Source organism: Streptomyces sp. NPDC002926 (assembly GCF_053591755.1).
In genome coordinates, this window is sequence record NZ_JBSFUK010000004.1 from 142,306 (window position 1) to 167,639 (window position 25,334).

Consider the following 25,334-nt stretch of genomic DNA (forward strand, 5'->3'; position numbering starts at 1 on the left):
GGCGCACGGGCGCCGGGGGTCCGTCTCTCACGGAGAGATCATCACAGTGTTCAGCCGCACAGGCCCGCCGGCCGGTCGCGGGTGACCAGGTCGGTCCAGCCCGTCGTGCCGTCGATCCAGACGACCTGCCGGCCGGAGACCGCGGCCGGCGAGACCTGCTCGCCGCGGTTGCAGGAGACCCGCTCCCGGCGCGAGCCGTTCGTGGTCAGCTGCCACAGCTTCGGCAGGGACTCGTTGCGGAGCGCCGTGCCGGGCAGCGCGCCGTTCACGGTGACCGCCTCCTCGGAGGACGTGAGATCGGAGGAGATCAGCGCGCCCGGCTTGCGCTCCGGGCTGATGTCCACCGTGCCGGTGCCGTCCAGGTCCGAGCGGCGGACCGACATCTGGCCGTCGTCGGCAAGGTTCTCGTCCACCAGCGAGAAGACGTAGGACGAGTTGATACCGGTCTGGCCGAGTACCTCCGGCTCACCGAGCTGCTCGGTGAGCGTGGCCTTGGCGGTCTTCAGGTCGTAGACCTCGACGCCGAGCTTGTACCCCGCGCTGGTCGGATAGAGCTTGGCGTAAGCGAGCTTCCCGTTCTTGATCGAGGGAAGGGCGGTGAGTATCTCGAAGCCGCCGCCGTCCACGGTGGTGGGCTGACGGTCACCGGGGCGCAGATACTGGACATGCCGCTCGAAGAACCCGAGGGTCTCGAAGACGACCACACCGTTCTCGACCCGCAGACCGCTGATGTCGCTGGTCGAGGTGTACAGCTTCTTGATCGGGCCGCCCGCGATCGGGCGGGAGAGGATGTCGAGGCTGGTGGCGCCGTACGCCGCCCAGACGACCGTCTTTCCGTCGGTCGCCGGATAGACGTGGTAGCGGCCGTCGTTGGGGCTCATCAGCTTCGGGGCGCCCTTGCCGTCGATGCGGCCGGCATAGACGGAGTACGGCTCCGAGCCCTCGTCGTTCGACTGCGAGACGCTCCACCAGTCGCCGCCCGCCTGGGCTCCGGTGCCGGCGGTGTTGACCTTGCCGAGCAGTTGGTCGGAGTCGACACCGAGCGCGTCCTCCCAGCCCGGCACGATGCCATGGGCGTTGAAGGAGCGCTTCACCACATTGAGCTGCTGCGCGGTGATGCCGAGGTCCTTGGCCGCCGCGAGCACCGCGTTGCGGCCGTCGGTGAAGCCGTCGAGCGGCGTCATGTACTCGGACAGCGCCTTGTAGACGATCCGGTCGGCGAGCTCCCCGCCCACGTCCTGGCGCAGGTCCCACAGCGCGCCGGAGAAGATGGTGGAGTTGAGGTGCACGCCGCCGTTGTCGGTGCCGAAGGCGACGCCGAGGAAGTTCTTCGAGGTGCTCGCGCCGTCGTTGAGGTTGCGGAAGGCGCAGGCTCGCGGCTTCGTCGTACGGCAGAGGTCCTCGCCGACCAGGCCGGAGTCCGGGTCGTCCATGGCGGTGCCGGAAGCGGCGGTGTCGATGGCGTTGCCGAAGTAGTCGGCGAGCGCCTCGTTCATCGCTCCCGACTGTCCGGCGTAGACGAGGTTGGCGGTGTTCTCGACGACACCGTGGGTCATCTCGTGGCCCACCACGTCGAGGTCGGCGGAGAGCGGCTTGTACTCGTCGTCACCGCTGCCGTAGACCATCTTCTGGCCGTCCCAGAAGGCGTTGACGTACGGCGAGCCGAACTCGGTCACCCCGACCAGGGAGTTGATCGTCATGCCACGGCCGTCGAGGCTGTCGCGGGCGTGGTTCTTCCGGTAGTAGTCGTAGACCTGGCCGGCCGCCCAGTGCGCGTCGACCGCGCCCGCCTCGGTGGCCCCCTTGCCGAAGTCCTTGGCCGGGTCGGCGAATTCCTTCAGGCCGCCGGGCCAGACGCCGGACACCTCGGAGACGTCGCGGCCGCGCGCGTCCCAGGTGGTGAGGGTGTTCTTGGTGGTGGCCGTCATGCGCGAGGAGTCGATCATCACGTACTGGTTGGCGGCGGTGTCGAGGCGGACGTCGAGTCCCACCTTCGCGCCGTCCAGCTTGACGCCGGTGCCCTTGACGCCGGCGGCCGGGTCGTCCGCGGCCGGCGCTCCGGCCTTCGGGGCGGCTTTCGCGGCCGTGCCGGACGCTGCCGCGTTCGGCGCGGTGAGGGTCTTGATGCCGCTGAACTGGAGCACCGGGAAGCCGGCATGGGCATCGATGTAGACCTGCTGCAGCACCGGTTCGCCGGTGGAGGGGTTCGTGCCGCGTACGGTGACGTGGTACGCGAGCACACCTTCGCCGCGCGGGATCACCACGAGGCCGCCCGCGGTGCCGCTGAGCGCGGCCGCCTTCGTGGACTTGGCCCCCTTGCGGTGTACGGCGTCGGCCTTGCTCAGTGTCTTGCCGCCCAGGCGGGCGGCGGTGGCCGAGACCGCGCGGCGTACCGCCGTGTCCTCGCCGACGCTCGCCGTGGTGCCGGTCTTCAGACCGGTGAAGTACTTGCCGGAGGTGCCGGTGACGACGCGCTTGCCGCCCTTGGACTCCATCCGGACGACGTACTGGCCGCCGAACACCGGGATGCCGTGGTGCTTCTGCTGAAGCCGTACGGTCTCTTCCGCGCCGTGTTTGACGGTCTGCAGCGGCGTGAGATCGCGGCGGGCCTCGGCGATCTTGTAGCGGCTCTTCTTGGCGGCGAGATGGCCGCGGGCCGCGTCGGCCGGGCTCGCCTTGGCGTCCGCCGCCTCCCGGATGCCGTCGACGAGCGACGGGGTGGCGGTTTCGGCGCCCGGAAGAACGTCGCCGGGCGGTGCGGCGGTCGGCGGGGTTACCGCCTGGGCCGGTATCGCGGTGAGCAGCAATCCTGCCGCTCCGAGCAGTGCGGCGAGACCGGTCCCCCTGGTAATGCCCGGTCTCTGCGTGCGTGAACTGAGCCTGCGCACAGTACGTACCCCTCCCACGTGCTGGTAAGCCGTAAAGGTGGTCATGGCCATGCAACCCGTGGGACGCCAACCAAACAATGTGGTCAGCACGTTGACAAGTGGACACGCACACTTGTGTGGCCCGTGAATACGGAGTGAGAATCCGACACATGAGCGAGGGGGAATTGAACACCCTCGGCCTGGACCAGGCCGAAGAACGCACCTACGAGGCACTGCTCAAGGAACGGGCCGCCGGGGCCGAGGAGTTGGCGCACCTGCTGGGGCTGCCACGCGAGCGTCTTGACCAGGCGCTCGGCCATCTCGTCGAACACGGCATCGCGCTGCCGGCCGACGGGGGCGGACTGCCGCATCCGGCCGCGCCGGCCGCGGCCATCCGTACCCTCATCCACCGCCGCCAGGCCGAACTGCACTTACGGTCGGCCGAGTTGGAGCGATTACGGATGAGCGCGGACCAGCTCGCCGGCCGGCTGATGTCCGGCTCACCGAGTGCGCCCGAGGGCGGTATCGAGGTGGTGACGGGCCTCAAGGAGATCGGCGAACGGGCGGAGTATCTGCTGGCGTCGGCGGAGCGCGAGGTCGCGATCCTGGACCGGCCGCCGTATGTGAAGGGGCCACGCGGGGAGCCGCGCGGGGACGAGGGCTCCGCCACCCCCTGCCTGGACATCGAGTCCCTCCTGCACCGCGGGGTGGAGGTGCGGACCGTCCTGGACCGGGAGGGGCTCGGCCACCCGGGCCGGATGCGCTCGCTGACCGCCCTTGTCGAGCAGGGGCTGCGGGCACGAGTCGCGACCGCCGTTCCCACCAAACTGATCTCCGTGGACCGCCGGATCACCCTGCTTCCGCCGGCTGACGCGGCCGACCCGACGGCCTCGGCCCTGGTGATCGGCGACGCTCTGCTCGGCAACGCGCTGGTGCCGCTCTTCGAGACGGTGTGGGAGCGGGCCACCCCACTCGGCGGCTCCGGCAGCAGTTGCGGCTCACTGCCCACGGCGCAGAAGGAACTCCTCGGACTGCTTGCCGCCGGGCTCAAGGACGAGGCGATCGCGCGCCGTCTGGGCGTCCATGTCCACACAGCGCGCAGAAGGATCAGCCGCCTGCTGGAAACGCTGGGCGCGGAGACCCGCTTTCAGGCGGGAGCGCAGGCGACCTTGCGGGGCTGGCTGGACTGACGGCCGTAAACAGGCAAGATGGCCGGATGACGTGGATCGCTCGCCCGAAGAGGCTGCTGAGGTGGCCCGCAATAGCCCTGCTCGCCGCCGCTACGGCGTGCGGCGGGCCGGTCTCCGCCGCACCCGATACGGGCGGCGGGTCCGAGCTGCCGGACCCGCCCGCGCCGCAGTCCTCGGCGACTTTGTTCGCCGGTCTGCCGTCCGCCGGGGTGCTGCTCGACAAGGACGGCGCGCACTTTTGTTCCGCGAGCGTCGTGGACAGCCCCAAGGGCAACGTCATCGCCACCGCCGCGCACTGCGTCTTCGAGTACGGCAGCTACCTGGAGAACTTCAGCTTCGCACCGGACTTCACCGGCGCGGGTGCGGGCAAGGCGCCGTACGGACGGTGGAAGGTCCGCGCCATCCAGGTGGACGACCGCTGGCGCGAGAACACCGATGACTCCGACTCCGTGGACTATGCCTTCCTGACCGTGGAGCCGGACGCCAAGGGCCGCAACGTCCAGGAGGTCGTCGGCGGCACCCCCGTCGACTGGGCCTCCCCGGCCATCCGCCGGGTCACGGTCGTCGGCTACCCCAACCCCGACCACAACCCGGACAACAAGCCGATCTCCTGCACCACGGACACCCAGCAGGACCCGGAACTGGCCGGGTCCGTACGCATGGACTGTTCGGGCTTCTGGGACGGTACGAGCGGCGGCCCCTGGCTCGCCGACTACCGGGACCCCAAGCATCCGGGCCACCTGATCGGGGTGACCAGCGGCGGCGACACGGACAGTGTCACCACGGCGGTCCGCTTCAACGCCAATGCGCGCAAGCTGTACGACAAGGCCGCGAAGCAGTAGCCCGCGGCGGCGGGCGGACTGCGCAGGGCTGCGGGTGGACAGGCAGTCGGGCGGACAGCGCAGGGCCCGGCGGTGCGGCACACCGCCGGGCCCTGCCGTCAGCCCGTCAGGCCGCGGCCGCCACCGGCACCTCGGCCGGGGAGAGCGCGATCTCCAGGACCTGGCGGACATCCGTCACCGGATGCACCTCGAGCCTCTCCAGGATCTCGGCCGGGACATCGTCCAGGTCCGCCTCGTTCCGCTTGGGGATCACCACCGTCGTGATACCGGCCCGGTGCGCGGCGAGCAGCTTCTGCTTCAGACCGCCGATCGGCAGCACCCGTCCGGTCAGCGACACCTCTCCGGTCATCGCCACATCCGTACGCACCTGGCGTCCGGACAGCAGCGACGCGAGCGCCGTCGTCATCGTGATGCCCGCGCTCGGGCCGTCCTTGGGGACCGCGCCCGCCGGGAAGTGGATATGCGCGCCCCGGTCCTTGAGATCGGCCACCGGAAGCTCCAGTTCCGCGCCGTGCGAGCGCAGGAAGCTCAATGCGATCTGCGCGGACTCCTTCATCACGTCGCCGAGCTGGCCGGTGAGGGTCAGTCCCGCCGCGCCCGTCTCCGGGTCGGCCAGCGAGGCCTCGACGAACAGGACGTCGCCGCCCGCGCCGGTGACCGCGAGGCCGGTGGCCACGCCGGGCACCGCCGTACGGCGCTCGGCCGGGTCCTGAGCGGACTCGGGCACATGGTGCGGCCGTCCGATCAGACCGCGCAGCTGCTCCGCGCCGATCGTGAACGGCAGCTCCCGCTCGCCCAGTTCGTGCTGGGACGCCACCTTCCGCAGCAGCCTGGCCACCGAACGCTCCAGGTTGCGTACGCCCGCTTCCCGGGTGTACTCGCCGGCCAGCCTGCGCAGCGCCGAGTCGTCCAGGGTCACCTCGCCGGACTCCAGCCCCGCCCGCTCCAGCTGGCGCGGCAGCAGGTGGTCCCTGGCGATGACGACCTTCTCGTCCTCGGTGTAGCCGTCGAGCCTGACCAGCTCCATCCGGTCGAGCAGCGCCTCCGGGATGGCTTCCAGGACGTTCGCCGTGGCCAGGAACACCACGTCGGACAGGTCGAGTTCGACCTCCAGGTAGTGATCACGGAAGGTGTGGTTCTGCGCCGGGTCCAGGACTTCGAGCAGCGCCGCGGCCGGGTCGCCGCGGAAGTCGGAGCCGACCTTGTCGATCTCGTCGAGCAGGACGACCGGATTCATCGAACCGGCCTCCTTGATGGCGCGGACGATACGGCCGGGCAGCGCGCCGACGTACGTGCGCCGGTGGCCGCGGATCTCCGCCTCGTCCCGTACGCCGCCGAGCGCGACCCGGACGAACTTCCGGCCCATGGCGTGCGCCACGGACTCGCCGAGTGAGGTCTTGCCGACGCCGGGCGGGCCGACGAGCGCGAGCACCGCGCCCCCGCGCCGGCCGCCGACCACACCGAGCCCCCGGTCGGCGCGCCGCTTGCGCACCGCCAGGTATTCGGTGATCCGCTCCTTCACGTCCTGCAGACCGGCGTGCTCGGCGTCCAGGATCGCCTTGGCGCCCTGGATGTCGTGCTCGGCAGTGTCATCGGTCCGCTCGTTCCAGGGCAGCTCCAGGACGGTGTCGAGCCAGGTGCGGATCCAGGAGCCCTCGGGGCTCTGATCGCTGGAGCGCTCCAGCTTCTCGACCTCCTTGAGGGCGGCTTCCCGCACCTTCTCGGGGAGATCGGCGGCCTCGACGCGCGTGCGGTAGTCGTCGGACTCGTCCGCGGCGTCGGTGGCCCCGTTGAGCTCGCGCAGCTCCTTGCGTACGGCCTCGAGCTGACGGCGCAGCAGGAATTCGCGCTGCTGCTTGTCGACACCCTCCTGGACGTCCTTGGCGATGGCCTCGGCGACGTCCTGCTCGGCGAGGTGTTCGCGCAGCTGTTCGGTGGCGAGCTGGAGCCGGGCCACCGGGTCGGCGGTCTCGAGCAGTTCGATCTTCTGAGTGGTGGTGAGGAACGGCGAGTAGCCGGAGTTGTCGGCGAGCTGCGAGACATCGTCGATCTGCTGGACCCGGTCCACGACCTGCCATGCGCCGCGCTTCTTCAGCCAACTGGTGGCGAGCGCCTTGTACTCCTTGACGAGGTCGGCGACCGAGCCCGGCAGGGGTTCGGGCGCGCTCTCGTCGATCCGGGCGCCCTCGACCCAGAGCGCGGCGCCGGGTCCTGTGGTGCCCGCGCCGATCTTCACCCGGCCGCGGCCCCGGATGAGCGCGCCGGGGTCGCCGTCGGAGAGTCTGCCGACCTGCTCGACGGTCCCGAGCACACCGGTGCCGGCATAGGAGCCGTCGATGCGCGGAACAAGAAGCACGGTCGGCTTGCTCGCACCGCTGGACCGGGCGGCAGCTTGGGCGGCCTCCACCGCGGCACGCACTTCGTTGTCGGACAGGTCGAGCGGCACCACCATTCCGGGCAGCACGACCTCGTCGTCGAGCGGCAGCACGGGCAAGGTGAGCGGTGTGGACGTCGAGGCCATGATCTCCCCTTTGGCAGTCAAGTTGAGCTTTATGGACTCAATGCACGGAGCCCCGGAGATGTTCCCTCGGGCCTGTTCGCTGTCAGCGATCAGCTCTCGCCGAGTCGCGACCGTCGCGATGTAATGGATGAATGCGAATAGCACCTATTACTGATCCCGACTGCTGCCCGAGGAGTACGGATGCCCTTCGAGTCCACCGCCGAGACCGTCCGGGCCTGGGTCCACGGTTGGGCCGCCTCGCGCGGCGCCGCGGATCCCGTCGCCGAACCCTGGGGGTTCAGCATCGACGTGGGCCAGGTCAAACACGCCAGGCGGCATGTTCTGACCGCCGACGACGAGGCGACCGTCCGCAAGATCGCCGACACGGTCGCGGCCCCGAGCATCTGGCTCAAGGTGTTCGCCGACCCCGCGTCCGTCCTTTCCTGGGCCGGACCGGACTGGCGGGTCGACGACCCCGGCTGGCTGATGTGGGCCGAGCTCCGCCGTACCGAGACCGCCGTGCCCGACGGCTACGCCCTCAGGACGTGGTCCCGCGGCGGCGTCACCCGAGCCCTGGTGGTCGCGGCGGACGGCTCGTTCGCCGCCCGCGGCCAGATCGCGCCGACCGGCGCAACCGCCGTCGCCGACCAGGTGGAGACCTCACCCGCGCACCGGCGCAACGGGCTCGGCAGCCTGGTGATGCGCACGCTCCACAACGCGGCGGTCGAGCAGGGCGCCGGCATCGGCGTGCTGGGCGCGACGCGCGACGGACGGGCGCTGTACGAGTCGCTGGGCTGGCGGACGCAGGCCCCGCTGGTCAGCCTCTACTTCGACCCGTCCGCCTGACGCGTACGCCCGACCGGCCGGCCCGTACGCCTGACCGGCCGGGGTGCCGGAGGCGATACTGCGGACACGTACTGGTGCGGTACGGACGACAGGTGGACGCATGCGACTGATCACACGGGCTCGGTGCGGTACCGCGGGCGTGCTGCTGGCGGCCGTCCTGGCGGCGGGGTGCGCGGGGGGCGGCGGCGCCGGGTCGCCGAGCCCCGCGGAATCAGCGGGCACCTCGCCCGCACCGCCGGCCTCGGCCGCCACCGCGACCCCGGCCTCGACCCCGGCCTCCGCCTCTGCCTCGGCCTCGGCGAATCCCGCTCCGGCGCGGCCACTGGTCGGGGTGACGGTCACCGGCGGTATCGCCGGCGTTCACAACACGCTGCTGGTCCAGGACGACGGCACATACACCACGTCCTCCAGGACCGGACCCGCCCGGACCGGCCGGATGGCACCGGCCGAGCTGGCGGCGCTGCGCCGAGCCCTGGAGAAGGCGGATTTCGCCCACCTGCCACGCGAGGCCACGGGCAGCCCGATCGCGGACGGGTTCACGTACCGGCTCACGTACGCCGGTCATACCGTCACCACCGATGACACGACACGGCTGCCGGCCCTGCGGGCGGTGTTCGCCGCGCTCCCGCAGGACTGACCGCTCACCGAGGCGGTCGGCCGCGCCCGACGATCCGGAGCGTGTTGCCGTCCGGATCGCGGAAGAGGGACTTCGCCGGCACTCCGCCGCGGCACCTCGGGGCCTGCGCCCTCAATGCTCACCGGCCGTGGAACACGGACTCTTTCCGCCGCGCCGAGGCGCGGCGCACCGCCGGCCAGCAGACGATTCCGGCCAACAGGGCCAGCGGATGCCCCCAGTTGGTGAGCGGGTCCTCGAGAGCCAGCAGGTCCTGGACGAGCATCAGGGACACAAAGCCGAGCAGCGTCGCACGAGCCACCGGGCGGAGCAGTCCGGCCAGGGCGCCGATGCTCGCCATCAGACCGAAGCTGATGCCGTAGTCGAGGCGGTGCAGGGAGCTGGCGGGCAGATGTCCGGTCACCACCGAGACGGCGACCGGTATCTCGGTGGCCAGCGTCGCGGCGACATGGCCCGCCAGGAAGACTCCGGCGGCGCGCCGGCCGCCGATGCGGCGTTCGAGCGCGGTGAGCGTGAAGAGGAAGGCGATGGCGTACGGGCCCAGCAGGCCGCCCGCGACCCACAGCGCGCTGGCACCGAGAACGAGCAGGGGCGTGTGCGCCAAGTGGGCGACATCGGTGCTGGAGCCGCGGAGCAGCGAGGAGACGGTGGCAGGGTCTCCGTACTCCGCGAAGAGCGAGGTGGCGAGCAGGACGAGGACGTAGCAGAAGGTGAAGGGTGCCCCGGTCGGCGTGGGCAGCAGCTGGAGCGCCTGCCGCCGGAGAGGCGGCGTCAGGCACGGGGCGGGCGTGGGCGCGGACGGGAGGGCGGGCGTCGCCACCCGCGCCGGCGCCGCGCGCTGGGTCGGGATGCCGCCGAGCAGCTCCTGACCCGTGAGCGGATCGCGCGTCGTCAGCTGTTCCACGCGTCAGGCCCCTCTCGTCAAGCCCCGAACGAACCCCCACCCAACGCGATCACCTTCACCCCCGTCTATGACCTGCGCCACATGAGGCAACCTTGACCCCACCTCGGGCGTCGTGCGCACGTCAGGTCTTGCCGAGCGGGCCGTGATCCGGCTGCAGCCCCTGGGGATCCGGCCGTTGAGGGGCAGTGCCCGGGCACACGGCAGAGTTCGGACGGCGCGCAATACCCATGGGACGGTGGGCATCGCCACGGCCTCGGCGGCCCTGGTCGGCGCCGGCTGAGCCGGGAGCCGGCGTGCGCGTACGTCCTGCGATCCGCCTGGGTGCGCCCACCGTTCCCGGCCGCCGGGCCGCGGTTGCGGGCCTGGGCCCGTGCAACCGGCCGGCAGCCCGCGGGGCCCGAACTCGCCGGCCCGGAAAGCATTTGTCCCTCTCGCCCCGTCCCGCAAACATGGCCATCGCAACGCGTCCGACCACTCCCCGCCTCCCGCGGGGGAGACCAATTGCCCGGAGGCCACCGCCATGCCGCTCCAAACCGACGGCCCCACCGACGGCCCCGTCGTCCTCGACCGGCGCGAGGGGCCGCACGGGGAGGTCGTACTGCGGCAGCACGGCGAGCATCACGAGATCATCGCCAACGGGTGCTTCCTGATGGACACCTCTGACGGCCGCTCCGAGCGCCTGCTCGTCGACGCGGCACTCGACGCGCTCGCCGACCACCCCGCGCCGTCCGTGCTCATCGGTGGTCTCGGCGTCGGCTTCTCGCTGGCCCGTGCCGCGGCGAACCCCCGCTGGCGCCGAATCGCCGTCGTCGAGCGCGAGCAGGCGATCATCGACTGGCACCGCACGGGGCCCCTTGCCGCGATCTCCGGCGACGCACTCGCCGATCCCCGCAGCGTGATCCTGCACACGGATCTCGTCACGTATCTGCGCACCACTACGGACCGCTACGACGCCCTCTGTCTCGACATCGACAACGGACCCGACTGGACCGTCACCGACGACAACGAAACCCTCTACTCACCGGCCGGACTCGCCGCCTGCCAGGGCCGGTTGGAGCCGGGCGGAATCCTCGCCGTCTGGTCCGCGCAACCCTCCTCCGCGTTCGAGGATGCGTTGCGGAATGCCGGATTCACCGGGGTTACAACCGAAGAGATCCGGGTTGCCCGAGGAGTACCCGACGTGGTCCATCTCGCTGTTCGCCCTGCGTAGCCGGGACACGGTAAGAGCCCTTACGCTGCTGACCTACACACGGCATCTAATTCGTCATCCACATCAGGATGCAGCTCGCGAGAACGCGTACAGGGGCGGGGCGATGGAGCAGACACACACCACGCACAACGGCGTCGCGGCCACACCCGGCGCTCAGCGCCGGGTGCTGGTCGTCGAGGACGACGCGACGATCGTCGACGCCATCGCCGCGCGTCTACGGGCAGAGGGCTTTGTGGTGCAGACGGCCGTGGACGGCCCTGCCGCCGTCGACGCGGCCGAGGCCTGGCAGCCCGATCTGATGGTTCTCGATGTGATGCTGCCGGGCTTCGACGGCCTCGAGGTCTGCCGCCGGGTCCAGGCGACGCGTCCCGTCCCGGTGCTGATGCTCACGGCGCGCGACGACGAGACCGACATGCTGGTCGGCCTCGGTGTCGGCGCGGACGACTACATGACCAAGCCGTTCTCGATGCGGGAGCTCGCGGCGAGGGTGCATGTACTGCTGCGCCGGGTGGAGCGCGCCGCGCTCGCCGCGGTGACGCCGCGCAGCGGCATCCTCCGCCTCGGCGAGCTGGAGATCGACCACGCCCAGCGCCGGGTCCGGGTGCGCGGCGAGGACGTACATCTCACACCCACCGAGTTCGACCTGCTGGTCTGCCTGGCGAACACGCCGCGCGCGGTCCTCTCCCGCGAGCAGCTGCTCGCGGAGGTGTGGGACTGGGCCGACGCCTCGGGCACCCGGACCGTCGACAGCCACATCAAGGCCCTGCGCCGCAAGATCGGCGCGGAGCGGATCCGTACCGTCCACGGCGTCGGCTACGCACTGGAGACGCCGGCACCATGAGGCGGCGGCCATGAGACGGCTGCGGCCCTGGAACGGGCTGCGCGGCCGCCGGAGCCGGACGGGCTCCGATTCGATCTCGATCTCGATCAAGACCAAGCTCGGGACGCTCGTCGTCGTCTCGGTCTTCATCACCACCGGTCTGCTGGTGGTCGCCCTGCGCACCCAGACCGAGATCCGTTTCATCACGGTGTTCTCGGTGATAGCGACCCTTCTGATCACCCAGTTCGTGGCGCACAGCCTGACCGCGCCGCTGGATGAGATGAACACCGTCGCCAAGGGCATATCGCACGGCGACTTCACCCGCCGGGTGAGCGGTGCCGACCGCCGTGACGAGCTCGGCGACCTGGCCTCCACCATCAATCGCATGGCCGACGATCTGGAGGCCGTGGACCAGCACCGCAAGGAGCTGGTCGCGAATGTCTCGCACGAGCTGCGCACGCCGATAGCCGCGCTGCGCGCCGTGCTCGAGAACGTCGTGGACGGCGTGTCGGCCGCCGACCCGGAGACCATGCGCACCGCGCTCAAACAGATAGAGCGCCTGGGCCGCCTGGTGGAGACACTCCTCGACCTGTCCCGGCTCGACAACGGCGTCGTCACGCTGCGGGCCCGCCGCTTCGAGGTCTGGCCGTACCTCTCCGGCGTGCTGAAGGAGGCCAGTCTGGCCGCCGCCCAGCGGAGTCTCACCTCCGGGTCGGGCAACCACACGCGCACCGACGTGCATCTGCACCTGGATGTGTCACCGCCCGAGCTGACCGCGCACGCGGACGCCGAGCGGCTGCACCAGGTGGTGGCCAATCTGATCGACAACGCCGTCAAGCACTCCCCGCCGCACGGCCGCGTGACCGTACGGGCCAGGCGCGGCCCGCGGCCGGAGTCCCTCGACCTGGAAGTGCTCGACGAGGGCCCCGGCATCCCGGAGCCGGAGCGCCACCGGGTCTTCGAGCGCTTCAACCGCGGCAGCGTCATCTCACCTCACGGACCGGGCAGCGACGGCGGTACGGGCCTGGGCCTCGCGATCGCGCGCTGGGCGGTGGATCTGCACGGCGGGCGCATCGGGGTGGCCGAATCCTCCCGGGGCTGCCGGATCCAGGTCACCCTTCCGGGCATCCGGGCGGCACGCGGTTGACGTAGGGTTCGAACCGGAAGCACGCATTCTGCGTGTACGGAGTGAGGGCGTGGCCAATAACGGGCCAGAACGTCGTCCGGGGTGCGGGCCGACGGGTCGCAGCCGCGGTGTGGCATACCCGTGGCGAAGCGGAACTGTGCCTGTTTCCCGCCATTCACAGCCCCGAAACCCGCCCTTCGGTGTGACTTGCGCGACGATGGCCCGCCCCGCCTGCACCTCTCGGCCAGGGAGGCGTAGCCTTTATTTCCGCTGTCCATCACCTTGTGAAGCGGAAGAGGGCGGTTACCGCCGTGTCGTCTCAGTCCCCCAGTAACTCGAGCATCTCGACCGACCAAGGCGGGCAGGGTAAGAACCCTGCCGCCGCGTTCGGGCCCAATGAGTGGCTCGTCGACGAGATCTACCAGCAGTACCTCCAGGACCCCAATTCGGTCGACCGTGCCTGGTGGGACTTCTTCGCCGACTACAAGCCGGGTACTTCCGGCACGGCGGACAAGCCCGAGGGTGCCGCAGCCGCGGGGGCTGCGGTGACCACGCCGCAGGCCGCGCCGTCGCCCGCCCCGGCCACGAAGCCGGCGGCACCGGCACCGGCACCGGCCGCTCCGGCCCCTGCCGCAGCCGCGCCCGCCGCCCCGGAGAAGCCCACGGCCGCCGCTCCGGCGCCCGTGAAGCCCGCCCCGGCCGCCGCCAAGCCGGCCGAGGCCGCCGCTGCCCCGGCCACCGAGGCCCCGGCCGGGCCCGAGTACGTGACGCTGCGCGGCCCGTCCGCCGCGGTCGCCAGGAACATGAACGCCTCGCTGGAGATGCCGACGGCCACGTCCGTCCGCGCCGTCCCGGTGAAGCTGCTGTTCGACAACCGCATCGTCATCAACAACCACCTCAAGCGCGCCCGGGGCGGGAAGGTCTCCTTCACCCACCTCATCGGCTTCGCGATGGTGCAGGCCATCAAGGCCATGCCGTCGATGAACTACTCCTTCACGGAGAAGGACGGCAAGCCGACCCTGGTCAAGCCGGACCATGTGAACTTCGGTCTGGCCATCGACCTGGTGAAGCCGAACGGCGACCGCCAGCTGGTCGTCGCCGGCATCAGGAAGGCCGACACCCTCAACTTCTTCGAGTTCTGGCAGGCGTACGAGGACATCGTCCGCCGCGCCCGCAACAACAAGCTCACGATGGACGACTTCACGGGTGTGACTGTCTCCCTCACCAACCCGGGCGGCCTCGGCACCGTCCACTCGGTCCCGCGTCTGATGCCCGGCCAGTCGGTCATCATGGGCGTCGGCTCGATGGACTACCCGGCCGAGTTCCAGGGCACCTCGCAGGACACCCTGAACAAGCTGGGCATCTCGAAGGTGATGACTCTCACCTCGACGTACGACCACCGCGTCATCCAGGGTGCCGCGTCGGGCGAGTTCCTCCGTATCGTCGCGAACCTGCTGCTCGGTGAGAGCGGCTTCTACGACGAGATCTTCGAGGCGCTGCGCATCCCCTACGAGCCGGTCCGCTGGCTCAGGGACATCGACGCCTCGCACGACGACGACGTCACCAAGGCGGCGCGTGTCTTCGAGCTGATCCACTCCTACCGGGTCCGCGGCCATGTCATGGCCGACACCGACCCACTGGAGTACCGCCAGCGCAAGCACCCCGACCTGGACATCACCGAGCACGGCCTCACGCTGTGGGACCTGGAGCGCGAGTTCGCCGTCGGCGGCTTCTCCGGCAAGTCCCTGATGAAGCTGCGTGACGTGCTGGGCGTGCTGCGCGACTCGTACTGCCGCACCACCGGCATCGAGTTCATGCACATCCAGGACCCCAAGCAGCGCAAGTGGATCCAGGACCGGGTCGAGCGCGGGCACACCAAGCCCGAGCGCGAGGAGCAGCTGCGGATCCTGCGTCGCCTCAACGCCGCCGAGGCCTTCGAGACCTTCCTGCAGACCAAGTACGTCGGCCAGAAGCGGTTCTCGCTCGAGGGCGGCGAGTCCGTCATCCCGCTGCTCGACGCGGTCATCGACTCGGCCGCCGAGTCGCGCCTGGACGAGGTCGTCATCGGCATGGCCCACCGCGGCCGGCTGAACGTCCTCGCGAACATCGTCGGCAAGTCGTACGCGCAGATCTTCCGGGAGTTCGAGGGCAACCTCGACCCGAAGTCGATGCACGGCTCCGGCGACGTGAAGTACCACCTGGGCGCCAACGGCACCTTCACGGGTCTGGACGGCGAGCAGATCAAGGTCTCGCTGGTCGCCAACCCGTCCCACCTCGAGGCCGTCGACCCGGTCCTCGAGGGTGTCGCCCGCGCCAAGCAGGACGTCATCAACAAGGGCGGCACGGACTTCACGGTCCTGCCCGTCGCCCTGCACGGTGACGCGGCCTTCGCCGGCCAGGGTGTCGTCGCCGAGACGCTGAACATGTCGCAGCTGCGCGGCTACCGCACCGGCGGCACGGTCCACATCGTCATCAACAACCAGGTCGGCTTCACCGCCGCCCCGGAGTCCTCGCGTTCGTCGATGTACGCGACCGATGTGGCCCGCATGATCGAGGCGCCGATCTTCCATGTGAACGGCGACGACCCGGAGGCCGTGGTCCGCGTGGCGCGGCTCGCCTTCGAGTTCCGCCAGACGTTCAACAAGGACGTCGTGATCGACCTCATCTGCTACCGCCGCCGCGGTCACAACGAGGGCGACAACCCGCAGTTCACCAACCCGCAGATGTACAACCTGATCGACAAGAAGCGCTCGGTGCGCAAGCTCTACACCGAGTCGCTGATCGGTCGCGGCGACATCACGCTGGAAGAGGCGGAGCAGGCGCTCCAGGACTTCCAGGGGCAGCTGGAGAAGGTCTTCGCGGAGGTCCGCGAGGCCACCAGCCAGCCGTCCCCGGCGCATGTCCCGGACGCTCAGGCCGAGTTCCCGGTGACTGTCACCACCGCGGTCTCCCAGGAGGTCGTGAAGCGGATCGCCGAGTCCCAGGTCAATATCCCCGACCGGATCACGGTCCACCCGCGTCTGATGCCGCAGATGCAGCGCCGTGCGGCCTCGGTGGAGGACGGCACGATCGACTGGGGCATGGGCGAGACGCTCGCCATCGGCTCGCTGCTGATGGAGGGCACCCCCGTCCGGCTGTCCGGCCAGGACACCCGGCGTGGCACGTTCGGCCAGCGCCACGCGGTGCTGGTGGACCAGGAGACCGGCGAGGACTACACCCCGCTGCAGTACCTCTCCGAGGACCAGGCCCGTTTCAACGTCTACGACTCGCTGCTGAGCGAGTACGCGGCGATGGGCTTCGAGTACGGCTACTCGCTGGCACGCGCGGACGCGCTGGTCATGTGGGAGGCGCAGTTCGGTGACTTCGTCAACGGCGCGCAGACCGTCGTCGACGAGTTCATCTCCTCGGCCGAGCAGAAGTGGGGCCAGACCTCCGGCGTCACCCTGCTGCTGCCGCACGGCTACGAGGGCCAGGGCCCGGACCACTCGTCCGCCCGTCCTGAGCGCTTCCTGCAGATGTGCGCGCAGAACAACATGACGGTCGCCATGCCGACCCTGCCGTCGAACTACTTCCACCTGCTGCGCTGGCAGGTCCACAACCCGCACCACAAGCCGCTGATCGTCTTCACGCCGAAGTCGATGCTGCGTCTGAAGGCGGCGGCGTCGAAGGCGGAGGAGTTCCTCACCGGCGGCTTCCGCCCGGTGATCGGTGACGACTCGGTGGACCCGAATGCGGTCCGCAAGGTCGTCTTCTGCACCGGCAAGGTCTACTACGACCTGGACGCCGAGCGGGTCAAGCGCGGCAACACGGACACCGCGATCATCCGCCTCGAGCGCCTGTACCCGCTGCCGGGTGCCGAGCTCCAGGCGGAGATCGCCAAGTTCCCGAACGCCGAGAAGTACCTGTGGGCGCAGGAGGAGCCGGCGAACCAGGGTGCGTGGCCGTTCATCGCGCTCAACCTGATCGACCACCTGGACCTGGCAGTCGGCGCGGACATCCCGCACGGCGAACGCCTGCGCCGCATCTCGCGCTCGCACGGTTCGTCCCCGGCGGTCGGCTCGGCCAAGCGCCACCAGGCGGAGCAGCAGCAGCTGGTCAACGAGGTCTTCGAGGCCTGACCGGTTGGTCGTACGTCACCAAGGGCCCGTCCCCGCGCGCCGAGCGCGGGGACGGGCCCTTCGGTCTGACGAGAGGTCGGTCTGTTCTGTCCTCCGGCGCGAGCCGACCCGGCCTGTCACGCTCGGATGCCTGTCGCGCCACCCGCCTGTCGCGCTCAGGTGGTGCCCGCGGCCCCGAGTCTGGCCAGCTCCTGGCGTACGAGATCCGCCGCCTCCAGGTCGTCCGCGTCCGCGGCGACCAGCATGTGAAGCACCGCCCGGTGTTCCTCCAGGGCGCGCTCGGGGCCCGCGGTGCGTTCCAGGCGGGTGGCTCTCATCCACTGGGCGGTGACGGCCCGTTCGGTGAGGCCGCCGGTCCTCGGCTCGGCGGCGGCGCGGCGGAAGTAGGCGGCGGCGTCGCTGAGCCTGGGGGGCGAGGCGGTGCGCTGGGCGAGGAGCGAGGATGCCAGTGCCCGGTACCACCAGGCGTAGGCCGCCAGTTCGGGATCGTCCGCGCCACGGGCCGTCGCGCCCAGGGCCCAGTCCGCCTCGTGGAGGTCGGCGACCGCTTCCTCGGCACGGAAGCGCTCGATGTACGCATGGCCCAGCAGGGCCCTGCGGCGCGGCAGTTCGGGATCGCCGCCGGGTGTCTCCTCGATGGCGCCGCGCAGTGCCCGTACGGCCGCGTGCACGTCGACGGCCGAGTCCTTGTCCACGCCCCGCTCGGCCAGCTGCCTGCCGAGTGCGGTGAGGATCACGGCGCGGCGGGGATCGCCCGGAGGCAACAGCGGCAGCGCTGAGGTCCAGGCGGCGATCGCCGAGTCGCGGTGCACCCAGCCGCCGGTGGACGCGTACCGCTGCTCCAGCACGCGGGCCATCCGCAGCAGACAGCCGGCCTCGGCCTCCTCGTCCTTGCCCACATGCCGGCGCGCCTGGTCGAGGGCCTGCAGGATACGCAGCCTGTCGTCGTCGTCCAGGTCCTCGTGGGCGAACTCGATGGCGTCGGCGTAGTCCAGCCAGGCGCGGCAGAGCTCCGCCTGCGGGACGGCGTCCCAGTCGAGTCCGTCGATGCCGGCGTGCAGATCGTTGTCGGCCCGGTCGGCGAAGGCGCGGGCGGCGATCCGGTCCTGCTCGTCGGCGTCCCTGGCCACCGGGCCCTCGCCCCGGTGGTGGCGGGCCAGTTCGAGCAGCAGTCCGCCCCTGATGAGCAGCGCGGACTCCCGGTGTTCGTCGGCCAGCAGCAGACGGACGACGGAGAGCGCGGTCCGCAGAGTGCCGGTGAACCAGTCCTCCGGCCGGCCGGCGCCGCGCAGCGCGTACGGCGCGCCGGTCACCGCAAGGCGCCGCAGCACGCGGATCCTGGCCGCCGCGGCGGTCTGAGCGAGCAGCCGCGCGCCTTCCGACCGCGGAGTGGTGTCGGTCAGCTCGGCGAGACTGGTGTCCGCGGTCGACAGCAGTACCGACGCCACCAGGCCCGGGTCATGGGCCTTCCCGGCAGTCTGTACCCGTACCCACTCCGGTATCAGCGGGGGGCTGAGCCGGCCCGCCTCCACCTCGTCCGCCATTGCCTCCAGCACCCGCGCCAGCGTCAGATGCGCCTGTGGCTTCCCGGTGATCGCGTTCTGGGCGGCGTCGAGCGCCTCACGCAGGTCCTCCGGGAGCGGGCGCACCAGCCAGCGCCGCAACAGGGCCTCGGCCAGCTCCCCGTAGAGCGCGGCCCGTTCGGTGGTGCGCCGTTCGGCCTGGGTGGCCGACCCGAGCAGTTGGATCGCCGCGTCCAGGTCGCGCACGGTCCCGTACTCGCCGAAATGCGCCAGGCAGGCGCGCGCCTGTGCCACCAGTCCGGCCGGTCCCTCGCCCGGCGGGCGGCCGGGTGGTGCGGTCCGCTCGGCCGCGCCGAGCCTCCGCAGCACCTGTGCGGACACCTGCGCGAAGGCGGAAAGGCCGTGGCTGTCCGGACTGCTCAGGACCACGGGCCTCGGGTCCACCGAGCCGGCGAGAAAGGCCGCGGCCATGGCCGGGAAGTTCCGTACCGTACGCCCGTAGCGCGTCTCGACGTACTCGGAGCAGTGCTTGAGCACCAACGCCGCGCTGCTCGCCCCCAGTTGGCCGAGCAGCTCTTCGCGTACGCCGGTCAGGAAGCTGTACGAGGGGCCGCCGTCGTCCTCGGCCGGGCCCTTGTCGTCACGTCGCAGCAGCCCGCTGAGCAGCACCTCCGCCAGCACATCGGGACTGCTGCGGACCAGCATCGCGCGCTGGACGAGCTGCATCACGGGAAGGACGAGCGGCACCGCCGACAGATAGATCGCGAGTTGTGCGGCGGCCGGTGACGCGGTCCTGCGGAAGGCCCGCACCCGCTCGCCCGCGTCGATGTCCCATGCCGTACGGGCCCGGCCGGCGGCCGGCCCGTGACGGCCTCTGACCAGGCCCGCCGCGGCGTTCAGCGACTGGCCGGTGGCGCCGGCCACCAGCTGCGTCCAGGCCTCGAAGGAGGAACGGCGCAGCGCGAGCACGGGCACCGGAATGCCGCCCTCGGCACCGCCGTACTGCGGGTTGAACTCCAGCCGCCCGGCAGGGCCTTCCCGCCGCCGCAACAGTCCGGGCCGTGCGGGCAGATGCGTACGCCGCCACATGTGCTGCGGCAGCGGCTGCACCACGGCGACCGGTGCGGTCGACGCCCAGATGTGCAGCAGCCGCTGCATCCGGCCGCTGCGCCACATGGGGCCCGCGCAGTCGCTGAGCACCAGGGTCAGCTGCCGTCCTGTGGGGTCGCCGAGCTGGGCCGGGGCGGGCTCGTCCTCGCGCACATGGTGGACGGCGATCTCGCGGAAGGCTCCGGCGCGTTCGCATACCTGCCGCAGCTCGTCGAGTGCCTTCTTCCACACGACATTGGACGAGGAAGCGTCCATGACGAGGGCCAGACGCGCCTCGCGCCGCCGTACCGCGGAAAGCACCGGCACCACCAGTCCGGTGTCGGCGGCCCGGTCGGCCGTCGCGACCTCGTCGAGCTCGCGGCGCACCAGGCGCATGGGCGGCCGGTAGCGCTGCAGCGGCCGCAGGGCACGCTGCAACGCGAGCGCGTCGGGGAGTACGGCGGCGGCCGGCACGGGAACCCTCCGCAGACCCCCGTCCGGTACGCCGCCGGCCGCGCCGCCCGACTGCGCGGGCCCGAACAGGTCGATCCGGGTGCGCGGTACCGGGCCCGGCGTGAACGACGAGGGCGTGGACGTCTTGGCGACGTCCACGGGAGCGGGGTTCGCCGGCTGCGGTCCGGCAGGCCCGGCGGGCGCGGCGCCGGGGTCGCGGGAGGCGGCCGCCGGTACAAAGCGGGACAGCCACAGGGCGTCGGCCAACTCCTCCGCAGTCGGCTTCAGTTCGGCCTCGCGCAACCGCGTGACCAGCGCGGTGAGCGCGCCGGGGAGCGGATGGGCGGCTTTCACTTCGTCACCGCTGCCTGGTCTCGAGAGGACGTATCAGCAGCTCGGCTATCTCCTCGCGCCGCCCCGGCTCCTCACGTACCGCGTGCTGCGTGAGAAAGATCGCGTTCAGCAGCTGGTCGGTGGGGCGCAGTTCGCCGTCGCCGTCCTCCCGGGTGAACTGGCCGATCAGATCGAGGTTCCGCTCGTCGGACCCCGCGCCGAAGTGCGCCTGGACCATCGCGGCCAGCCGCTCGTCCCGGGGCGGGTCGAGATGCAGATGGATACAGCGGCGCAGCAGCGGGGCCGGGAAGTCACGCTCGCCGTTGCTGGTCATCACCACGAAGGGGAACGCGTGACAGCGCACCCGGCCGTCCCGCACCGGCGCCCGGCGGCCGTCGTCGGTGAGCACCCGCACCTCGTCCTGACCGGGCCGGTCGGCCATCCGTTCCAGCTCCGGGAGGGCGAACTCCCCCTCCTCCACCACGTTGAGCAGATCGTTCGGCAGGTCGATGTCGCTCTTGTCGAGCTCATCGATGAGCAGCACGCGGGGCCGCTCGGCGGGCAGCAGCGCGGTGCCCAGCGGCCCGAGCCTGATGTACCGGCCGATGTCGTCGGCCTGGCGCTCGGCGAGCTGGGCGTCCTGGAGCCGGCCGATCGCGTCGTAGGTGTACAGCCCGTCCTTCAGCTCGGTGCGGCTGACGATGGGCCACTGGAGCACCCGGCCGAGGCCGAGTTCGTACGCGACGGAGTGCGCGAGCGTCGACTTGCCGGAGCCCGGCTCACCGGTGACGAGGAGCGGGCGCCTCAAGTAGAGGGCCGCATTGATCAGTTCGAGTGCTTCGGCGTCCTGGGCGGGCGGGGCCTCGACACGCGCGCCGAGCCGCCGGGTCGATGAGGTGTCGATCGGCGGCGCCGGGTCGGGCAGCGGCTCCCCCGAGAAGGCGCGCCAGGGCGGCGGCGGCGGAAGGCGCCGGATCCGGTCGGGATCCGGCGCGCCGACGCCACGGTAGATCAGCCAGTCGTCCATCGCTCGCTCCTCGTCGGCGGCCGGTGGGACCCGTGGCGGACCACGTCGGTGACGTACCCACCACCGTGGCGTCCCACTGCTCGGCGGCGGCTCCTCATGGGGAGTCCACCGGTGCGCTGTCGTCGGCCGGCAGCGGGCGGCTCGGGTCGTCGTAAAGCATGGCCACCCCCTCCGCCCAGTGTGTGCTGTTCCTCGATCCGCTGATGTCGTCCCGGATACGGCGCAGCCGGTCGGGAAGCTCAATCGCGCCCGCGGTCTGTGCGAGCAGTGCGGCCGCGCCCTGGTGCACGTCCTCGCAGAACTCCGTACAACTGTGGTCGGGATGGCCGTCGGTGTGCCAGAGGGCGATGCCGTGTCCGGCCTGAAGTGCCATGCCGATGGCTCTCCGTCCGACGCCCCTGCCTGCGGGCCGGCACAGGACGGGTACGGCGGACGGCGGCATTTCCTCGAAGTGGCGGGGCCGGGGGACCTGGCGCTGCGGCGGAGTCCGGCAGGCGGTGAGCGCCTCGGCGGCCAGCATCCCCTCCCAGCGGCGCAGCCAAACGGTGTCCGGTTCTCCTCGTCTCGCAAGGTCACGCAGCACCACCATCCGTCGTACGCCGACGTACGCCGGATGGTGCAGCCGGGCCATCTCGGTGAGCTGCCAGCGGTGCACGGCGGTGTCGAAATGGTCCACGGGCAGGGCGACTTCGAGGGGGGCCGGGGCACCGGGCGAATCGACCGAGGCGAACACCTCGTCCAGCGCGCCGCGCAGCTTCTGGACGAGCTGCTCGGGCGGGACGCCGTCGCCCGTCTGCTCCTCGTGCAGCGGCTCATTGACGTCATGGCCGTCGTCGACCCGTATCCGCCAGTAGAAGCGGGTGGGCCGGGCGTCGCAGACCGGCTCCAGCTCGACGATGACGACGGCGGACCCGTCACCGGGCCGCGGATAGCGGACGACGATCCGGTCCTGGCCGCCTCCGGTGCGCGGGTGCACGAGTCCGGGCGGCAGCGTCGCCTGGGTCACCACGGTGTGCACGATCCGGGGCACCTCCTGAAGCCGCCGGGCCACCCATTCGGCGAGCGGCGCGGCTTCGGCGCCGCGGCTGCGCTCGTACTCCACCACCAGCTGGAGGTAGTGCAGCGCGGCGATGGCGGCGACGGGCTGACCCGCCTCGTACAGCAGGCCGTGTCCGTCGCGCCAGATACGCGGCAGCAGTTGCCCGGGCGGCGGGGCGACGCCACCGCGGGCCTTCTTGGCAAGCTCGGCGACGGGGCGGATACCGGCCGGCGGGTGTACGCCGGCGAGCAGGCTCAGTGCCTCGCGCCGGTCGACCGGGCCCCACTGCTCGCCGCTGGTGTGCACGCCGGCGCCCGGGAGCCGGTCCTGGCGCTCGATCCAGTTGTGCCCGGTGACCTTCGGGGACTGGCCGTGCCAGCGGTCGTGCGCGGCCATGACGAGCTGATACGTGGGGCCGAACCGGCGCAGGGCGGTGGCGGCGATGGCCGTGCCGCCGTCCCTGCTGACGCGCCGGGACTTGAGGACGCCGACGACGGCGCCGGTATGTGCGTCGAGGACCGGGGAGCCCGAGCCGCCCTTGGGGAACTCCGCCTCTGGCCGGAATCGCATCCCGTAGTCGTCGTCGAAGCCGTTGATCGTGGCGGCGGCCTTCCACCGCACGGCACGCTTCGCGGCTCCGTCCTCCTGCTGCTCGGGCCGGTAGCCCTGGACGATGCCGCGGCCGCCGGGGTACTCGGTGCGGTCCGTGAGCCAGACGCATTCGTGCTCGACGTCGGGCTCGACGAGCTGCACCAGGGCGAGATCCTGCTCGACGGGTACCCGCTGCTCGGCACGCGGCTCTCCGTCGAGCAGCCAGCAGGAGAGCTGCGCCTCGAGGGGCTCGCCGCCGTTCACTTCGCTGCCACGGAGGTGGAAGACGCGTGCCTGGTCGCCCTTGAGATGGGGGGCGAGGACGTGTGCGCAGGTCAGCACCCAGCCGGGCGCCACAAAGAAGCCGCTGCCCCACATGGCGGCGGTGTCCGGCCCCTGCCGCGCGGGCGTGAGGTGGACGGTGGCAGCGCGGGTCAGGGCGTCGATGAAGGAGTCGGAATCGCTCATGAGGTCCTGGTACCCGGGCCGGGGGCAGGCTGCGGGACCGCCGGGTCCTGGGCGGGGTCCCGGGCGGGGTCCTGGGCCGGCTGATCCTTCAGCTTCCAGGTGAGGGTGACCTGGACGGATGCTTTGGCCTCCCCAGCGGCGAGTACGGCGAGGGCGGCCCCGGACTTGGCGGTGAGCTCGACGCCGAAGGTGACGCTGGCCTCGTCCGGCTTGGCCGCGGCCGCGGCCTCGAGGACCGAGGCGCCCACCTCGGTGATCAGCCGGTCGAGCTGCTGGACCTTGGCGGTGACGTTCTCGACGAAGCCGACGTCCTCGTCGTCCTCGCCGTATCCGCCGGCGCCGGCGGTGGACAGCCGGGCGAGCACTACGGCTCCCCCGGGCAATTCGATCTGCTGGACGCGTCCGTTCACGGTCCCCCCGTCTCCACGGCCAACTCGCCCTTGTGACAACGCATTTGGGTTCTGCGGCAATGGCGACGACGTTACTGGCCTGCACGGTTGCAGGGGAGAGTCGGAAGTCGCCGTAATCTAGGGGTAGACCCCGTCAGTACCAGGAGCATGTCTTGTATTTCACCGATCGCGGCATCGAGGAGCTGGAGAAGCGACGCGGCGAGGAGGAGGTCACTTTCGAGTGGCTCGCCGAACAGCTGCGTACGTTTGTGGACCTCAACCCGGACTTCGAGGTCCCGGTGGAGCGCCTGGCCACGTGGCTGGCGCGGCTGGACGACGAGGACGAGGACGAGTAGCCGGGATGCGCCCCGGCCTCCGGCCAGGCTGAGTTCCGGCCCCTCCGGCGTCCGAGGAGTGGGGTTTGGGGCGGAGCCCCGGGCCGGGAGGGGGCGGGGTGGGGTGGGGCACAGGCCCGCCGTAGTGGGCCGCCCCGCCGGCACGCGCCGGACTACTCCCGACGCCCCCGCATCCGGTCGTACACCAGCCCCAGCACCCCATGCCCCATCAGCACCGCCCCCGCGACCACCCACCCCCCGCTGCGCCGCCGCAGCCCCCACACCGCCAGCGGTACCCCCGCCGCCAGCTGGGCCGCGCCCAGGACACGGGCCTTCGGGCCACGGAGCCAGGGGCCCAGCGGGCCCTCCTCCACCGCGTCCAGTTCCGCCCGTACCGCATCGCGCCAGCCCGACCACTCCACCGTCTCCGCGCCCTGCGCACGCGCGACCGACCGCAGCCGGTCGGCCGGTTCGCCGGGGCCTACTCCCGTCGGCAGGGCCAGGCCCGCACGGGCCAGCACCGCGATCAGGCCCAGCAGCCGGGCCCGCGCGTCCACCCCCGGGTCGGGCAGCGTGAGCGGCTCCAGCGCCTGCAGGTCCAGCACCGGATCGAGGCCGAGCCGCGCCGCGAACGTCCGCATCGCCTCGTCCTCGCCGACCGGCGTCCCGTCCGCCAGCCACACGTACCCGACCGTCCGGCGGAATCCGGACGCCAGCGTGAACCCGGCCCGGTCGCCGTCCCACCACAGCGCGAGCACCGGCCAGTTCGCACCGACCGCCAGCGCCGCGGCCCAGCCGGCGAGCACCCGGTCCACCGGTTCGCCGCCGTCCAGCCACGGCTTGCCCTCCGGGACCAGCACGCTCCACTCGTCGCCGGCCGCGACGAGGAGCTGCCGTTCGCGCAACAGATGGGCCGGTTGCCGTACGGCGTCAGGTTCCGCCCGGCACAGCAGCAGTGCTCCCACGGATGTCGCGTCCATGGCCCATACGCTAGGCCAATTTGCCCCCATATGAAGCTCAATGGGGCACG

Annotated in this window: 17 protein-coding genes; 9 read left to right on the forward strand and 8 right to left on the reverse strand. The window is 71.3% G+C overall.

Features of this window, described 5'->3' with window-relative positions:
- Positions 1 to 50: 50 nt before the first annotated feature.
- The gene (locus ACWDZ6_RS09765) at positions 51 to 2,933 is read right to left on the reverse strand and encodes a M4 family metallopeptidase (RefSeq protein ID WP_451502446.1); all 2,883 of its coding nucleotides are present in this window, start codon (positions 2,931 to 2,933) and stop codon (positions 51 to 53) included.
- A gap of 104 nt (positions 2,934 to 3,037) precedes the next feature.
- Here ACWDZ6_RS09765 and ACWDZ6_RS09770 point away from each other — a divergent pair, with 104 nt between their 5' ends.
- Positions 3,038 to 4,057, forward strand: a complete 1,020-nt coding sequence (locus tag ACWDZ6_RS09770) for a helix-turn-helix domain-containing protein (protein ID WP_451502447.1) — start codon at positions 3,038 to 3,040, stop codon at positions 4,055 to 4,057.
- 26 nt (positions 4,058 to 4,083) lie between these two features.
- Positions 4,084 to 4,899 (forward strand): trypsin-like serine peptidase, encoded by an 816-nt coding sequence (locus ACWDZ6_RS09775; protein WP_451502448.1) that lies wholly within the window; start codon positions 4,084 to 4,086, stop codon positions 4,897 to 4,899.
- A gap of 106 nt (positions 4,900 to 5,005) precedes the next feature.
- Here ACWDZ6_RS09775 and lon read toward each other — a convergent pair whose 3' ends face one another.
- Positions 5,006 to 7,420 (reverse strand): endopeptidase La, encoded by a 2,415-nt coding sequence (gene lon, locus ACWDZ6_RS09780; RefSeq protein ID WP_451502449.1) that lies wholly within the window; start codon positions 7,418 to 7,420, stop codon positions 5,006 to 5,008.
- A 180-nt stretch (positions 7,421 to 7,600) separates the two neighbouring features.
- Here lon and ACWDZ6_RS09785 point away from each other — a divergent pair, with 180 nt between their 5' ends.
- Positions 7,601 to 8,245 (forward strand): GNAT family N-acetyltransferase, encoded by a 645-nt coding sequence (locus tag ACWDZ6_RS09785; RefSeq protein WP_451502450.1) that lies wholly within the window; start codon positions 7,601 to 7,603, stop codon positions 8,243 to 8,245.
- Between the two features lie 100 nt (positions 8,246 to 8,345).
- Positions 8,346 to 8,882 carry a protealysin inhibitor emfourin gene (locus ACWDZ6_RS09790; protein ID WP_451502451.1) on the forward strand — a complete coding sequence of 179 codons (537 nt, stop codon included), beginning with the start codon at positions 8,346 to 8,348 and terminating at the stop codon, positions 8,880 to 8,882.
- A 118-nt stretch (positions 8,883 to 9,000) separates the two neighbouring features.
- Here ACWDZ6_RS09790 and ACWDZ6_RS09795 read toward each other — a convergent pair whose 3' ends face one another.
- The gene (locus ACWDZ6_RS09795; RefSeq protein WP_451502452.1) at positions 9,001 to 9,783 is read right to left on the reverse strand and encodes a rhomboid-like protein; all 783 of its coding nucleotides are present in this window, start codon (positions 9,781 to 9,783) and stop codon (positions 9,001 to 9,003) included.
- Between the two features lie 520 nt (positions 9,784 to 10,303).
- On the opposite strand from ACWDZ6_RS09795, the gene ACWDZ6_RS09800 reads away from it, so the two are divergent.
- The 4 genes from ACWDZ6_RS09800 to ACWDZ6_RS09815 all read left to right on the forward strand — a co-directional run bounded on the left by ACWDZ6_RS09800 (position 10,304) and on the right by ACWDZ6_RS09815 (position 17,057).
- Positions 10,304 to 10,993: a spermidine synthase gene (locus ACWDZ6_RS09800; RefSeq protein ID WP_451502453.1), complete on the forward strand. Its 690-nt coding sequence runs from the start codon at positions 10,304 to 10,306 to the stop codon at positions 10,991 to 10,993.
- Between the two features lie 103 nt (positions 10,994 to 11,096).
- Entirely contained in the window at positions 11,097 to 11,834 is a 738-nt protein-coding gene (locus ACWDZ6_RS09805) for a response regulator transcription factor (protein ID WP_366733496.1), read from the forward strand.
- 10 nt (positions 11,835 to 11,844) lie between these two features.
- Positions 11,845 to 12,960, forward strand: coding sequence for an ATP-binding protein (locus tag ACWDZ6_RS09810; RefSeq protein ID WP_451502454.1), 1,116 nt, complete (start codon positions 11,845 to 11,847; stop codon positions 12,958 to 12,960).
- A 290-nt stretch (positions 12,961 to 13,250) separates the two neighbouring features.
- Entirely contained in the window at positions 13,251 to 17,057 is a 3,807-nt protein-coding gene (locus ACWDZ6_RS09815; protein ID WP_451502455.1) for a multifunctional oxoglutarate decarboxylase/oxoglutarate dehydrogenase thiamine pyrophosphate-binding subunit/dihydrolipoyllysine-residue succinyltransferase subunit, read from the forward strand.
- Positions 17,058 to 17,212: 155 nt separating this feature from the next.
- Here the strand turns inward: ACWDZ6_RS09815 and ACWDZ6_RS09820 are convergent, their stop codons facing one another.
- The 4 genes from ACWDZ6_RS09820 to ACWDZ6_RS09835 all read right to left on the reverse strand — a co-directional run bounded on the left by ACWDZ6_RS09820 (position 17,213) and on the right by ACWDZ6_RS09835 (position 23,990).
- The gene (locus ACWDZ6_RS09820; protein WP_451502456.1) at positions 17,213 to 20,476 is read right to left on the reverse strand and encodes an SAV_2336 N-terminal domain-related protein; all 3,264 of its coding nucleotides are present in this window, start codon (positions 20,474 to 20,476) and stop codon (positions 17,213 to 17,215) included.
- A gap of 4 nt (positions 20,477 to 20,480) precedes the next feature.
- A complete protein-coding gene (locus tag ACWDZ6_RS09825; protein WP_451502457.1) occupies positions 20,481 to 21,482 on the reverse strand; it encodes an AAA family ATPase in 1,002 nt (333 codons plus the stop codon).
- A gap of 94 nt (positions 21,483 to 21,576) precedes the next feature.
- Positions 21,577 to 23,580 carry a VMAP-C domain-containing protein gene (locus tag ACWDZ6_RS09830; protein WP_451502458.1) on the reverse strand — a complete coding sequence of 668 codons (2,004 nt, stop codon included), beginning with the start codon at positions 23,578 to 23,580 and terminating at the stop codon, positions 21,577 to 21,579.
- Entirely contained in the window at positions 23,577 to 23,990 is a 414-nt protein-coding gene (locus ACWDZ6_RS09835; RefSeq protein ID WP_451502459.1) for a CU044_2847 family protein, read from the reverse strand. The genes ACWDZ6_RS09830 and ACWDZ6_RS09835 overlap by 4 nt, the downstream gene beginning before the upstream one ends.
- A 152-nt stretch (positions 23,991 to 24,142) precedes the next feature.
- On the opposite strand from ACWDZ6_RS09835, the gene ACWDZ6_RS09840 reads away from it, so the two are divergent.
- Entirely contained in the window at positions 24,143 to 24,325 is a 183-nt protein-coding gene (locus tag ACWDZ6_RS09840) for a DUF6104 family protein (protein WP_003961784.1), read from the forward strand.
- A 152-nt stretch (positions 24,326 to 24,477) separates the two neighbouring features.
- On the opposite strand, the gene ACWDZ6_RS09845 is transcribed toward ACWDZ6_RS09840, so the two are convergent.
- The gene (locus ACWDZ6_RS09845) at positions 24,478 to 25,284 is read right to left on the reverse strand and encodes a hypothetical protein (protein ID WP_451502460.1); all 807 of its coding nucleotides are present in this window, start codon (positions 25,282 to 25,284) and stop codon (positions 24,478 to 24,480) included.
- Positions 25,285 to 25,334: the final 50 nt, after the last annotated feature.